Origin of the sequence: Rhodosalinus sp. FB01 (genome assembly GCF_041365715.1) — a bacterium.
Taxonomy (GTDB): Bacteria; Pseudomonadota; Alphaproteobacteria; order Rhodobacterales; family Rhodobacteraceae; genus Rhodosalinus.
This window is the reverse complement of sequence record NZ_JBGFSH010000001.1, coordinates 92,922-106,257: the sequence shown is the minus strand read 5'-3', so window position 1 is coordinate 106,257 and position 13,336 is coordinate 92,922. Positions and strand designations below refer to the sequence as shown.

Below are 13,336 nucleotides of genomic sequence, written 5' to 3'. Positions count from 1 at the left end.
AGCGGGGGGCGCGGATTTTTCCGCCTCTGCCGCGCCGGGGACTTTTGTCGCGCCGGCGCAGCGTGTAGCCTTCGAGACGATCGCAGATGGAGCGGGCGTCCGACATGAACAAGTCTTTCCTTCTCGGCGCGACGGTCGCGGTCGGCGCCGTCATGCTGATCCCCGGCGTCGCCCCGGCGGTCGGCCGCGCGAGCAAGCCGCTGGCGCGGGCCGCGCTGCGCACCGGAACCGTCGCCTATGACGAGTTCCGCAAGGCGGGGGCGGAGGCGTTCGAGCACTTCGAGGACATCGCCGCGGAGATCCGCGAGGAAATGGAGGCCGAGCGCCACGCCGCCGCGCAGGAGGCGGCCGGCACGGCCGCCCCGGGCGCCGCCGATGATGCCGACTGAGGGCACGGCCCGACCGCCCCGCCTCTGCCTCGTGCACCGCTCCGGCCGCCGCGTGCGCCTGCGCTTCCAGTCGCCGGTGCCCCAGGGTGCGGCGCTTGCGGCCTTCGCCGACGGGCTGGCCGACCTGACGGGGGTGGCGCGCGCGCTGGTGCGCCCGCGGACCGGCAGCGTCATCATCGAAACGCTGGCCCCGGCCGGGGAGGTGCTGGAGGCCCTGGCGGGGTCGGACCTCGTCCGGATCGTCGACGCGCCGAGGCCGGTGGCGGTGGGGCAGGTCATGCAGCTCGGCCTTGCGCGGACCGACATGGAACTCGCGCGCCGGACGGAGGGCGCGCTCGATCTGCGCAGCACGCTGGCGGTCGCGCTTCTGGGCGCGGCGATCGTTCAGCTGGCGCGCGGGCGGGTGGCGGGCCCGGCCACGACGCTCGCCATGACGGCCTTCTCGCTTCTCGAACGCGGCAAGCGCGGCTAGCCGCGCGCCAGCGACGCGGCGGCGTCCGTGTCCTCCCACGGTGCGCCGAGGCGCTCGCGCCCCATGTGCCCGTGCGCCGCGAGGCGCTGGTAGAAGCTGCCGTCATGGCGGCCCGGCAGCTCCCAGAGGCCGAAGCGCTCCTGGATCGCGCCCACGCGGAAGTCGATGGCGCGGGCGAGCCTGCGCGCGATCTCGGCGTCGGGCAAGGCGCCGGAGCCGTGGCTGTCCACCTCCAGGTCATGGGGGGCGGAGTCGCCCGGCATGTAGGAGAGCTGCACCTCGCATTCCCGCGCCAGCCCCGCCGCGGTGACGGCGCGGGCGGCGTGGCGCGCGGCGTAGGCGGCGATGCGGTCCACGCGCGACGGGTCCTTGCCGCTCAGCGCCGAGCCGCCGTGGCGGATGAAGGCGCCGTAGGTGTCGTCGCCGGTCTTGCGCCCGGTCAGGCCGGAGTGGGCCGAGGGACCGCCCCGGCCAGGGTGCACGGTGAGCGAGAAGCGCATGTCCCGCATGCGGCCCACCCCGAGCCCGTCGAGGGCGGGGCCCACGATCTCGGCCTCGAGCGCCTCGCGCACGGTGGCGTGGGACATCGCCTCGGCCAGCGCGACGTTGAGCGCGATGGCGGTCACCTCCGCCGCCCGGCGATCGGCATGGCGCACCGCCACCTGCGCCTGCGCGTCGGGGCTCAGCCAGGGCAGGCGCCCGTCCTTGCGCGCGGCATCGAGCGCGGCGGTGATCCGGTGGGCGGCCTCGATGGGGGCGGGCATCGCCGCGGGCGCCCCCGCCACCGCGTAGCCGAAGGCGGTGACCATGTGGCGCGAGACGGCCTCGGTCACGCGGTCGGGCGAGAGCGTATCGTCCTCGCGCATCTCGAGGACCACGGTCGGGGCATCGCCGTCCTCGGCATCATCGCCATAGCCCGCCTCCGCGACCACCTTGCGCGCGATGGCGGCCGGATCCACCGGCGCGCCCGCGCCCGACCGGACGGACAGGAACACCACGCCGGAGGCCACGGCGCATTCCGCCGCGACGCCCGCGCGCAGCCCGTGGCAGAGCCAGGCGTCCACCACCGCGTCGCTGATCCGGTCGCAAAGCTTGTCCGGATGCCCGGCCGTCACCGAATCCGAGGTCATCACGAAGTCCCGCATGGGCGTCCCTCCACCGTGTCGAGGTCGATGCGCACGCCGCGCCGGGCAAGGACCGCCGCGGCCGGCGCCACCGCGCCGGTGAGCGCGATCGCGCTGTCCGAAAGCCCGATGGGCGCGACACCGAGAAGCCGCCGGAGCGGCGGCACGAAGAAGGGCAGCACCGCGAGCCCCGAGGAGACGAGCACCGCCCCGTCGAGCGCGCGGTTCTCCAGAAGCTTGTCGGGCCGAAGCTCTCGGACGTCCGAGCGCTGGCACATCATGGTGTAGAGAAGCTGCCCGAGCGACAGCGACAGGAAGGTCATCCCCCGCGTTTTCGGCCCCGGCCCGTAGCGGGCGAGCCCCACGAAATGCGACACCAGCGCGGACGCGGCGATGGTCCCGCCATCGAGGCCCATGCGGCGGAAATCGCGCTCGGGGATGATCGGCTCTCCCGGCGCGCGGGGCGGGCGGCGCATCACGTCCGGGTCCGGGTCCGCGAGCGCGAGGCCGAGGCCCGGCAGCACGTCGCTGACGAGGTTGATCCAGAGAAGCTCCATCGGCGTCTCGAGCTCGTTCGGGCCGTGGGCGGCCTCCACCAGCCCGACGGCGATCTCGGACATGTTGGTGGTGATCAGGAACTCCAGCGCGCGGCGAATGTTGCGGTAGACCGAACGGCCCTGCGCGATGGCGTCCTCCAGCGTGCGCAGCTCGTCGTCGCGGATGACGACGTTCGCGACCTCGCGGGCGAGGTCGGTGCCGGTGGCGCCCATGGCGATGCCGATGTCGGCGGCCTTGAGCGCCGGCCCGTCGTTCACCCCGTCGCCCGTCATCGCGACCACCTGGCCCGAGCTTTGCAACGCCTTGACGATGGCGAGCTTGTGCTGCGCGCTCACCCGCGAGAAGACATGGGTCCGGCGCGCGATGCCGGCCAGCACCTCGGGCGAGAGATCGCCCAGCCGCGGCGCGTCCACGATGCGGAGCGCCTCGCCCGCGGCCAGGTCGAGTTCGCGGGCGATGGCCTCGGCGGTGGCGACCTGGTCGCCGGTGATCATGATGGTGCGCAGGCCCGCGCCGTGCATCGCCGCGATGAAGTCCTTCGCACCCTCGCGGACCGGGTCCGACATGCCCAGAAGGCCGAGCCAGGTCAGGCCCGCGGGGCTCTCCGGATCGTCGGGAACCGGCCCGCGCGCGAAGCCCAGTACCCGCGCGGGCCGCGCCGCGATCTCGTCGTTGAGTTGCCGGACCCGCGCGCGCGTCTCCTCGTCGAGGGCGCGGTGCTCGCCATCCTCGAGGTAGCTGTCGCACATGGCCAGCACCGCGTCGGGCGATCCCTTCACCAGGAAACAGCCCGTCCCGTCGCCGTGGGTCGTGGCCATCCATGGCCGGCTCAGCGTGCGCTCGACCACGCCGTCGCGCGGGGACGCGGCGCGCAGCGCCGCCGCGTCGACGCCGTGGGCGGCGGCGAAATCGAGGAGCGCGCGCTCCGTGCCCGAGGAGCCCCGGGCCCCATCGGCGCCGGGCTCTGCGTCGTTGTTGAGCGCGGCCACCTCGGCCAGCGTGGCGAGCGCGGGATCCGCAAGCTCTTCGGTCCGCCGAAGGCCCGCCGCCCCCTCGCAGACCGTGAGACGGTTGCGTGTCAGCGTGCCCGTCTTGTCGAGGCAGATGACCTGAAGCGCGCCCAGCGTCTCCACCGCGTCCATCTGGCGCACGAGGATGCCCTTCCTCTCCATCCGCCGCAGCCCCAGCGACATCGTGGTGGTGGCCACGACCGGCAGCCCCTCGGGCACGGCCGCCACGGCGAGCGCGAGCGCGTCCTTCAGGATCGCCGACAGCGCCATGCCGCGCGCCCAGCCTATGCCGAAGAACGCCCCGCAGGCGAGCAGCGAAAGCTTCGCGAGCGTGCCGCTCAGCCGTTCGAGCTCTTCCTCGACGGGGGCGCGGGGCCGTTGCGCGCCGCTGCTCAGGAGCGAGATCCGCGCCGCCGCGGTGTGCGCGCCGGTTTCCACGACGACCGCGCGGCCCGACCCCTCGGCCACCAGCGTGCCGCCATGCAGCAGGGTGGCGCGCGCGCCCACCGGCGCATCGGCCTCGACCCGCGCGGCGGGATCCTTCGAGACGGGAAGCGTTTCCCCGGTCAGCGCGGATTCGTCCACCCGCAGGTTCTCGGCCGCGAGAAGGCGCATGTCGGCGGCCAGCTGCGTGCCCGCGCGCACCTCCACGATGTCGCCGGGAACGAGATGCGCGGCGCCGATGCGCAGCCGCCGGCCGTCGCGGATCGCGCTCACCTCCTCCTGTGAGGTGTCCATGAGCTTGTGGATCGCCGCCTCGGCCTGTGCTTCCGTGACGAAGCCGAAGACGGCGTTGACGCCCACGACCGACAGCGTGGCCACCGCGTCCGCGACCCCGCCCGTGGCGATGGAAAACACCGACGAGACGGTGAGCATGGCGACCGGCAGGCTGTTGAACTGTTGCGCGAAGAGGGCCAACTGCGATTGCCGCTCGTCCTGCGGCAGCACGTTCGGGCCGTGGCGGGCGCGGCGCCGTTCGGCCTGCGTGTCGCCGAGGCCCCGGTCCGGGTCCGTGCCGAGACTTGCCAGCACGTCCTCGGCGGGCTCGGCGTGCCAGTCCCGCGCCGCCCGTTCCGGCCGCGGCGCGCCGCGAGAGGGGGCCGGCGCGTCCGGCGAGAGGGCGCGGCCGAGCGCCTCCCGCGCAAGCGACAGGACCGCCGCGTCGCTCGTCAGCGCGGGCGCGCGCAGGATGACGCTGCCGGTGGCGGCCCGCGCGCGCACCTCCTCGACGCGCGGGTCTGCGTCGAGCGCCGCGCCAAGGCGGGCCATGCTGCGCGCGTGGTCGGGCAGGGGGGGCACGCGCAGGCGGATCCGGCCGCCGCGCGTGCGGTGGGCAAGCGTGATCCCCTCGGAGGCGGCGGTCTGCACGGCGCAGGATCCCATGGGCCAGTGATGCCCGGTGATGTGACCCGCGGCCTTGACGCCGGTCAAGGCGCCCGCCGCGTTCAGCTGTTCGACGCGGCGCGCGCCAGTTGCAGAAGCGGGTCGGTGTCCGAGAGATAGTCCTGCCCCGAAAGCCGTGTCAGCCCGTCGAGGTCGCGGATCTCGAACCGGTAGGGGGAGTGCATGGCGATGAAGCCGTCCTCTGCCAGGCTATGGAAGGCGCGGCTCAGCGTCTCGGGGCGGGTGCCGAGGAAAAGCGCGAGGTCGTGCCGGCGGAGCGGCACGGTGACCTCGATCCGCCCGTGGTCGAGCGAGAGCGCGCCGGTCTGCGCGGCCCAGCGGCGGCAGAGCATCAGCAGGAAGGAGGCCGCCCGGGCCGAAACCTTGCGGTTGGCGAGCACGCCCACCCATTCGAGCGCCGCGTCCACCTCGTTCAGGATGTTGAGGATCACCAGCTTCTCGAGTTCCGGCGACCGTCCCAGCAGATCCTCGAACGGCCCGCGGCGGAACAGGCAGACCTCGGCGTCGGTGGCGGCCTCGATCGCGTAGCCGAGGGGCCCGTCGAACATCCGGCCGAACATGTCGGAGGCCACGAGGATGCCGATGATCTGCTGCTGCCCGTCGGAAAGCAGCTTCTCCAGCCTCAGCACGCCCCGGGTGACGCAGCCCACGTGATCCTGCGGCACATGGGCGGGAAAGACCGTCTCGTCGCGGGCGTAGCGGATGGGCTTGGCCATGGTGGCCAGCTCCGTCCGCACGGTTGCGGGAAGCGCGCGGAACAAGGGCATGGCGCTCAGGCCGCAACCGTCCCTGTGCCCGTCCTGCCTGGCAGGCTTCATTTCGATCATAAGGTCCCCCATGCCACCGCGCGGTGGTCACTGCACGCCAGACGACAAAGGTAGCACGGCTACCGTCCGGGACGCAGCACTTTCCGATTATCGCACAATGCGGATCGGTTGACGGCAGTCAATGACGTTACGGAAGGTTCATGCTCGGATCGAGGCCCGATCATTCGCGGGAGGGGGAATGGTTGCGTTTCGGATCTGGGCGTTGGTGTCGGATTGCGTGCGCGCGCGCATCCTTCGCGGCCTCGAGCGTGGCGGTGGTGATGCCGACCCGCCGACGGAACTCGTGGAGCGGCCGCAGGCGCGCGGCATGCGCGCCGCGCTGTCCGGCGCCGCGCCGGGCACCGCAGCCGGGCCCGAGGAAGACGTCGCGCAATTCGCGCGCACGCTTCTGCGGTTTCTCGACACCCATCGCGTGGCCGGGGATTTCACCCGGCTGGCCGTTTTCGCCGAACCCCGGATGCTGTCGGCGCTGCGCGCCGCCGCGCCGCCCGCGCTCTGGTCCACCGTCATTCTGGAAGAGCCGCGCAACCTCGTGATCCTGCCAGAAACGACGCTGCGCGCGACGGTTCTGCAATCTTTCGAGAGTCATCGCATCACCGGAGAGAGACCATGACCGATATCGCCACACTGCCGTCCAAGCGGGTTTGCGGGACATGCGAGCTTCGCAAGGGCGGGGACTGCCGGTTCGCCGCGTTGAGCGGCGTGCGCGTGCGCCATCTCGCCAAGGGCGAGACCCTCGTCCACGAAGGGGAGGTGCCGGAACGTCTCTTCCTGCTGCGGCGCGGCTATCTGCGCATGTTGCGCTTCGGGTGCGACGGCGACCGGGTGGTGATGGCGCTCCTCGCGGCGGGAGACGTGGTGCCGGCCTTTCCCGGGCGCGCGCTGGGCTTTTCGGTCGAGGCGGCGAGCGACACCGAGGTCTGCGAGATCTCGGGCGCCGCCTTCCGCGCGGCCTTCGGGCGGGACACCGCGCTGCGGCACCGGATCCTCGACAACGCCGCCGCGCATCTGCGACGCCTGCAGGACGCGATCTGGCTGCGCGGCCGGCTGACGAGCCGGGAACGGGTCATCGCGTTTCTCGTTCAGGCGACCGAGTGCATGCCGGTGGACCGTCTGCCCGACGGCAGTCTGCGCGTGACGATGCGGGTGTCGCGCGGCGACTGGGCGGACATGTCCGACACCACCGTCGAAACGGTGAGCCGCGTGGTCAGGGGGCTCGCCGACGAGGGGCTGGTCGAGACGCTGGCCCGCCACCGCTACCGGATCCCCGACATCGCGGGCCTCAGGCGGCTCGCGCGGCTCGACCCGGCCGGCGCGGAGGGCGCCCCGGGCCCCGCGCCGTGGCAGGTGATCGGCCCGCGCGGCGACCGGAGCGTTGTGCGCCATCAATGATTCGGCCCCGGGCCGGGCGTACCCTGCCCTCAAGCGGTCCCGGAAGGGAGGAGTCCGGCGACCGCGGGGCGCGGGGCATCCGCGCCGAACTCGGGAGGAAAACCATGCACGACACTGCCGATACCCCGGTCGCGGAGACCGGATGCGAGGATGTGCCCGCGTCGAACTCGCGGCGCGGCTTCCTGAAACTCGCCGCCCTGACGGGGGCCGCCGTTTCGGTCGGCCGCCGGGCCTGGGGCCAGGTGGAGGTGCCCTACTACGCCCACGACCTGCCGGACGAAAAGCTGATCGACATGTATCGCACAATCCTGCGCATCCGCTGGCATGAGCGCACGCAGGCCGACCAGATGCTGACGAACCCAGATTATCGCGGCTACAATCACTTCTACGCGGGCCAGGAGGCCGTGGCGACCGGCGTCTGCGCCAACCTGCGCAATTCGGGCCCGCGCGACCAGCTCGACCTCGTCTACTCGTCGCACCGGCCCTCGGGGCACGCCATCGCCAAGGGCGTCGACATTCCGAAGATGGTCGCCGAGATGGACTTTCGCGCCACCGGCATGAACGGCGGCTACGGCGCCGAGATGCACATCGCCGACCCCGATGTGGGCTTCGCCGGCGCCGACGGCATGATCGGGCCCGCGCCGGTGAGCGCCAGCGGCTCGGCCTTCGCGTTCCGCGCGCGGGGATCCGACCAGGTCGCGGTGGTCTTCGCCGGCGACGGCAATTACGCCGCGCCGCATTTCCACTCCACCCTCAACAACGCGAAGCTTCTGGACCTGCCGCTCATCTACGTGTGCGAAAACAACCTCTATCCCCAGTACGCGCATTACTCGCTGTCGTGCCCGCACGAGGACATCGCCTCGGCCGCGGCCGCCTACGGCATCCCGTCGCGCACGGTGGACGGGCAGGACGTGATCCAGGTCTACAACGCGGCGAAAGAGGCCGTGGAGCGCGCGCGCGCCGGCGGGGGGCCAAGCTTCATCGAGGCCAAGACCTACCGCTACTACAACCACTGGGGCGCGCCCGGCGCCAAGGAGGGCGAACTCGGCGCCTTCGGATACGACCCGCTGGCGATCACCTCCTTCCGGCCCGAGCGCGAGCTGCGCGAATGGATGCAGCGCGATCCGGTGGATATCTGCCGCCGGGTGCTGGTGGACTGGGGCGTGACCGACGAGGCCGGCGCGGCCGACATCGAGAAGGAGGTCAAGGCCGAGATCGAGGCCGCCTTCGAATGGGGGCTCTCGCAGCCGCTTTGCAACCCCGAGGACGGGCTCAAGCACGTGTTTGCCGAAGGCACCGTGCCCGCCCGTCAATTCGGATGATGGCCCGCTGACCGGAGGATACCAAGATGGCACAGAAAAGCTGGATGTATTCGGTCCTCGAGGCCGTGCAGTACGAGATGCGCGAAGACCCGGCGATGACCTGGATCTTCGAACTCACCCCGCCGGTGGCCTCGAACCCCGGCCAGCCGGTGATCAACCTGGAGACCGAGTTCGGGCGAAAGCGCGTGGTCAACACCGGCATCGACGAGAACTGGATGGCCTCGGCGGTGATCGGCGCGGGCCTCGCGGGGTCGAAATCGGCCACCTACATCCCCTACCAGGGCGCGTGCATGCCCTTCGAGGTGATCCAGAACGTGGCCAGCAAGCTGCGCCACAAGACCGGTGGACGGGCCTCGGTGCCGGTGGTCTGGATCATCGAGATGACCGGACAGACGCCGGGCTTCGGACAGCAGCACTCCTGCTACGAGGAGGACAGCTACTACATGCACATCCCCGGCGTGCGCACGGTGATCCCGTCCACGCCCCATGACGCCAAGGGGCTGATGCACGCCGCGCTGCGCTCGCCCGACCCGGTCGTCTACCTCTACCCGGCGGGGCTGCGGACGCTCACCGAGGAGGTGCCGGACGAGGCGTTCGAGGTGCCGCTCGACAAGGCCGCCGTGCGGATGGAGGGAAGCGACCTGACCATCGTGAGTTCGGGCGCGGGGATGCGCACCGCGCTCGAGGCCGCCGAGACGCGGACCGGCGAGGGCGCGAGCGTGGAGGTGATCGACCTGCGCGCGCTCAACCAGATGGACACCGAGACCATCGTGACCTCGGTCGCCAAGACCAGGCGGCTGCTTACGGTGGACCAGTCCTACTACACGCTCTGCCCGGGCGCGGAGGTGATCGCGCGCGCGGTGGAGAACGTGGACGGGGTGAAGGTCAAGCGCGTGGCCTTCCCAGACGCGCCGCCGCCCGCCTCGCCGGAGATGTTCCTGTGGATGCGGCCGGGCCCCGAAAACGTGGTGGAGGCGGCCCGTGCCCTTCTCTGAGGCGCGCGCCGACCTGCCCGCCGCCCCGGTGTGCGACCTGTGCCGGGGCGGCCACCTGCAAGAGACGCGGGTGCAGACCGCGCTTTGGGAGGGCGAGCGCCTCGTGGTGGTCGAGGACGTGCCCGCGCTCGTCTGCACCGGCTGCAACGAGCGTTTCTACGACGACGAGACGGCGATGCGGCTCGACAGGCTGCGCGGCTCGGGATTTCCCGAGGCGCGCGCGGCGCGGCGTCTTTCCGTGCCGGTCTTCCGCCTCGCGCCGGATGAGGGGGGCGGCGGATGACAGGCTCCGGAATCCTCACCGCGGCGCTGGCTGTCGCGCTGGCGGGCGCGGCGGCCTTCGCCCAAGGGGGCGACACGTTCGGCTTCATGCCGCCCGGCGGCCGGACGATCCTCGCCGAGCGGCTGGGCGGGGACGATCCGGCCCTGCTGGCGAGGACCGCGGGGCGCGAGGCCGACGCGGACGCCTGGACGGCGTGGGCGCGGTCGCGGGCCCCGGACATCGAGGATGTCGCCGCCCGGACCTTCGCCGCCTATGCCGAGCTGAATTTTCCCGTCGGGACCGACGTGCTGGAGCGTCTGGCGGACAGCGGCGATCCCGCGCTCCTGCCGCCCGACGGGAAGGACCTCGCCGTCGCGCAGTGCCAGTTCTGCCATTCCATGTTCACCGGCTACCTGACGCATGACCGCGACGTGGAGGGGTGGAAGAGCACCTTCAAGGCGCCCTTCCACCTCGAGATACCGATGACGGAGACGGAGCGCGCCACCTTCGCGACCTACTCGGCGCTCAACATGCCGATGAAGGTCGGCGACGTGCCGCCCGAACTCCGTTTCTGAGCCCAGACCCGAGGGAGATGCGCCCATGAGACCGCCGAGATACCTCGCCTTCTCCGCCACCGCCGTCGCGGGGCTCGCCGCCGGGCTGGCGCTCGCCCAGGAGGACGACATCTTCTCCTTCATCCCCGATGGCGGGCGGACGCTGCTCGCGGGGCTTCTCGACGGAAACGCGCCGGAGGGACTCGCACGGGCCGTGGCGACCGAGGACGCCGACGAGGACGCGTGGATGGCCCGCCTCGGGGATACGGACCTCGACCAGTGGCAGACCGAGACGCTCGCCCAGTATCTCGCCGCGCGCGCGCCCTTCGACCCCGGGGGCGAGATGCCGCGCGACGGGCGCGACCTCGCGCTCGCGCTCTGCCAGTCCTGTCACATCATCACGGTGACGGTCACGCAGGACCGCACCGTCGAGGCGTGGCTCGGCACCATGAACTCGCCCAGCCACATCGAGATCGAGATGACCGAGGCCGACCGCCGGCTGCTCGCGGAGTACCTGGTGGTCAATGCGGGCATCCCGATCGACCTCATCCCCCGCGAGTTGCGCGCGGGCGGCGCCTCCTACTGAGGCGCGGGGCCGGGGGCGGGGATGCTGTTCACCTCCCTCGGCTACCTGATCTTTCTTCCGGCCGTCGCGCTCGCCGCCTGGGCGCTGCCGGGCCGCGCCCGGCTGCCCGTGCTGGTCCTGGCGAGCCTTGGCTTCTACGCCTCCTTCGGGCTGTCGCACCTCGTCGCGCTGGGCGCGGTGGCGGCGGTCGCGCTGGCGGCGGGCCGGCGGCTTGCCCGGGAAGACGCGGCGGGGCGGGGGGCGGCGCTCTGGGCCGGGGGGGGCGCGATCCTCGCCCTCATGTGGGCGCTCAAGTACCACGACGCGGCCGTCGGGGCGCTCGGCCTGCCGCTCGAACTGGGGCTCGAGGCGCCGCCGGGCTTCTCCTTCTACGCCTGCACGGCCATCGCGCTGCTGGCGGACCGCTACCGGCAGGCGCGGGCGCTCGGCGCGACGCCGGGGCAGGAGCTTCTTCTGCTGGCCTGGTTCCCGAAGATCCTCGCCGGCCCGATCGAGCGGGCGAAGCCCTTCGCCGCGGAGCTGGCCCAGGCGCCGCGCCTGCATCCCGCGCTCGTGGCGGGCGCGGCGCAACTCATCGTCTGGGGGCTGGTGAAAAAGGTCGTGGTGGCCGACAACCTCGCGCCCTTCGTGGATCGCGCCTACGCCGCGCCCGCCTACCTGGTGCCGATGGAGCTTCTGCTCGCAACCTACTTCTTCGCATTCCAGATCTACTGCGACTTCTCGGGCTACACCGATATCGCGCGGGGCAGTTCGCGGCTTTTCGGGATCGAGCTCAACCGCAATTTCCGCCGCGCGTATTTCGCCACTTCCATCGGCACGTTCTGGTCGGAGCGCTGGCACATCTCGCTGTCGCAATGGTTCCGCGACTATCTCTTCCGCCCGCTTCTGGGCCGGCGGGCGGGCCCGCTGCGGGTCTATGCCGCGATCATGGTCGTCTTCGTCGTCAGCGGGGTCTGGCACGCGGGGCTCGGCTACGGGATCGGCGCGGGCTTCGTCGTGTGGGGGGCGCTGAACGGCATCTATCTCTGTGCCGAGCGCGGGCTCGCGCCCTGGCGCGCGCGCCTGGCCGCGCGGCTCGAGGGGTCGCCCTGGGCGCGGGTCCACGCGATCCTCGCGGCGATCGTCGTCTTCCACCTCGTTCTCGTGAGCTGGATCTTCTTCCGTGCGGGCGGGCTTTCCGACGGCGTGACCGTGGCCCGGCGCATCTGGGCGGCGCTGCCGGAGCTTCCCGGGCTCGTCGTGCGCTACCCCTTCACCGCCGAGCACGGTTTTCTCGCCGCGCTCGTGGCGGGGCTGCTCTTGTGCGAGGCCGCGCAGGAAAGCCGCGCCATCCGCCTGCGCCTTGCGAGGGCGCCGCGCGCCTTGCGCTGGGCAGGGTGGTACGCCGCGCTCTTCGCCCTCGTGCTGATTGGCCGCTGGCAGGGAGAAAGCTTTGTCTACATGCAGTTCTGATCAAAACCTCAAGCGTGCCCGACCGAGCTGGGCAGGGCTCGGGCTCTTTGCGGCAGGGTTCCTCGCACTTTACGCCGCCGCCGCCGTGATCGCCGAATTCCGCGTGGCCCGGGCCGGCGCGGAGGCGCCGTTCCAGCGGCTGCTGGCCGCGCGGGGCGCGGCAGCGGACTGGGTCGTCCTCGGCGCGTCGCACGCGCTGCCCCTCGACTGGGGAGAGGTGCCGCGGCGGCTCGAGGAGGACACCGGACAACGGATGCTGATCCTCGCCGAAACGGGGGCCGGGCCGCTTTACATGCGGATGGTGGCCGATCAGGCCCTCCGTGACGTGGCGCCTGCACGCGCGCTTTACGTGCTGGACGATTTCGCCTTCTTCGATCGGCGCTGGAACGCGGGGCGTATCGAGGATCGCGCCCTGCTGCGCCTGACGCCGCTGCGGGCCTCGACCGTCGCGCTGCTGGCGGGGGCGGTGAGGGCGGAGGGTGTCGATCCCCGCGCGCTGCTCGACTATCTCACCGGGTTTTCGAAGCTGAACCCGCCGGAGCGCTTCCCGGCGCAGGGCTGGGAGGGGGAGGCCGCGTTCGACCGCGTGCACCGCCCCTCGCGCCACGCCGTGCGGGCGCGGATGGAGTTCCTTTACCCCGATGGCGCGGAACTCGCGCAGGCGCGACCGGCGCTGGAGGATTTCGCCCGTCTTCTCGACAGGCTCGGATCGGCGGGCACGCGGGTCGTGGTGCTGCGCCTGCCCGTGCCCGAGGCGTTCCGCGCCGCTGCACCGCGCCCCCCGGCGTTCGAGGCGGCGCTGTCGCGGACCCTCGACGCGGCGGGCGTGCCGCTTGTGGACCTGTCCGCCGCGCTCGATGTGCCGGAATTCTACTTCGACACCGACCACCTGAACCGCGCGGGCGTCGAGGCGCTTTACGACAGGCACTTGCGGGACCTGCTGAGCGAGCCGCCCGAGACGGAGGGCGGGTAGGGCGGGCCGCACGGCA

At 72.2% G+C, this 13,336-nt stretch carries 14 protein-coding genes; 11 read left to right on the top strand and 3 right to left on the bottom strand.

Annotated features, from left to right (window positions below):
* Window positions 1-104: 104 nt before the first annotated feature.
* Complete coding sequence (locus tag AB6A65_RS00425) at window positions 105-389, top strand: DUF5132 domain-containing protein (RefSeq protein ID WP_371036378.1); 285 nt, start codon at window positions 105-107, stop codon at window positions 387-389.
* On the top strand, window positions 376-861 hold the full coding sequence (locus AB6A65_RS00420) for a hypothetical protein (protein WP_371036377.1): 486 nt from the start codon (window positions 376-378) through the stop codon (window positions 859-861). The genes AB6A65_RS00425 and AB6A65_RS00420 overlap by 14 nt, the downstream gene beginning before the upstream one ends.
* Here AB6A65_RS00420 and AB6A65_RS00415 read toward each other — a convergent pair.
* Genes AB6A65_RS00415 through AB6A65_RS00405 form a run of 3 tightly spaced genes read right to left on the bottom strand, consistent with a single transcriptional unit; the run spans window position 858 to window position 5,673 of the window.
* Window positions 858-2,006, bottom strand: coding sequence for a methionine adenosyltransferase domain-containing protein (locus tag AB6A65_RS00415; protein WP_371036376.1), 1,149 nt, complete (start codon window positions 2,004-2,006; stop codon window positions 858-860). The genes AB6A65_RS00420 and AB6A65_RS00415 overlap by 4 nt on opposite strands.
* A complete protein-coding gene (locus AB6A65_RS00410; RefSeq protein WP_371036375.1) occupies window positions 1,991-4,984 on the bottom strand; it encodes a cation-translocating P-type ATPase in 2,994 nt (997 codons plus the stop codon). Before AB6A65_RS00410 ends, AB6A65_RS00415 begins: the two co-directional genes overlap by 16 nt.
* Before the next feature lie 14 nt (window positions 4,985-4,998).
* Window positions 4,999-5,673 carry a Crp/Fnr family transcriptional regulator gene (locus AB6A65_RS00405; protein WP_371036374.1) on the bottom strand — a complete coding sequence of 225 codons (675 nt, stop codon included), beginning with the start codon at window positions 5,671-5,673 and terminating at the stop codon, window positions 4,999-5,001.
* Between the two features lie 289 nt (window positions 5,674-5,962).
* On the opposite strand from AB6A65_RS00405, the gene AB6A65_RS00400 reads away from it, so the two are divergent.
* From AB6A65_RS00400 to AB6A65_RS00360, 9 genes are all read left to right on the top strand, one after another.
* Window positions 5,963-6,397 carry a host attachment protein gene (locus AB6A65_RS00400; protein ID WP_371036373.1) on the top strand — a complete coding sequence of 145 codons (435 nt, stop codon included), beginning with the start codon at window positions 5,963-5,965 and terminating at the stop codon, window positions 6,395-6,397.
* Window positions 6,394-7,176, top strand: coding sequence for a Crp/Fnr family transcriptional regulator (locus AB6A65_RS00395; RefSeq protein ID WP_371036372.1), 783 nt, complete (start codon window positions 6,394-6,396; stop codon window positions 7,174-7,176). The genes AB6A65_RS00400 and AB6A65_RS00395 overlap by 4 nt, the downstream gene beginning before the upstream one ends.
* A gap of 104 nt (window positions 7,177-7,280) precedes the next feature.
* On the top strand, window positions 7,281-8,498 hold the full coding sequence (locus tag AB6A65_RS00390; RefSeq protein WP_371036371.1) for a thiamine pyrophosphate-dependent dehydrogenase E1 component subunit alpha: 1,218 nt from the start codon (window positions 7,281-7,283) through the stop codon (window positions 8,496-8,498).
* Window positions 8,499-8,524: 26 nt separating this feature from the next.
* Window positions 8,525-9,493, top strand: a complete 969-nt coding sequence (locus tag AB6A65_RS00385; protein ID WP_371036370.1) for an alpha-ketoacid dehydrogenase subunit beta — start codon at window positions 8,525-8,527, stop codon at window positions 9,491-9,493.
* Window positions 9,480-9,776, top strand: coding sequence for a type II toxin-antitoxin system MqsA family antitoxin (locus tag AB6A65_RS00380; protein ID WP_371036369.1), 297 nt, complete (start codon window positions 9,480-9,482; stop codon window positions 9,774-9,776). Before AB6A65_RS00385 ends, AB6A65_RS00380 begins: the two co-directional genes overlap by 14 nt.
* Window positions 9,773-10,330, top strand: coding sequence for a hypothetical protein (locus AB6A65_RS00375; protein ID WP_371036368.1), 558 nt, complete (start codon window positions 9,773-9,775; stop codon window positions 10,328-10,330). Before AB6A65_RS00380 ends, AB6A65_RS00375 begins: the two co-directional genes overlap by 4 nt.
* Before the next feature lie 25 nt (window positions 10,331-10,355).
* The gene (locus tag AB6A65_RS00370; protein WP_371036367.1) at window positions 10,356-10,895 is read left to right on the top strand and encodes a hypothetical protein; all 540 of its coding nucleotides are present in this window, start codon (window positions 10,356-10,358) and stop codon (window positions 10,893-10,895) included.
* 21 nt (window positions 10,896-10,916) lie between these two features.
* Window positions 10,917-12,347 (top strand): MBOAT family protein, encoded by a 1,431-nt coding sequence (locus AB6A65_RS00365; RefSeq protein ID WP_371036366.1) that lies wholly within the window; start codon window positions 10,917-10,919, stop codon window positions 12,345-12,347.
* Window positions 12,328-13,320, top strand: coding sequence for a hypothetical protein (locus AB6A65_RS00360; protein ID WP_371036365.1), 993 nt, complete (start codon window positions 12,328-12,330; stop codon window positions 13,318-13,320). Before AB6A65_RS00365 ends, AB6A65_RS00360 begins: the two co-directional genes overlap by 20 nt.
* Window positions 13,321-13,336 lie beyond the last annotated feature (16 nt).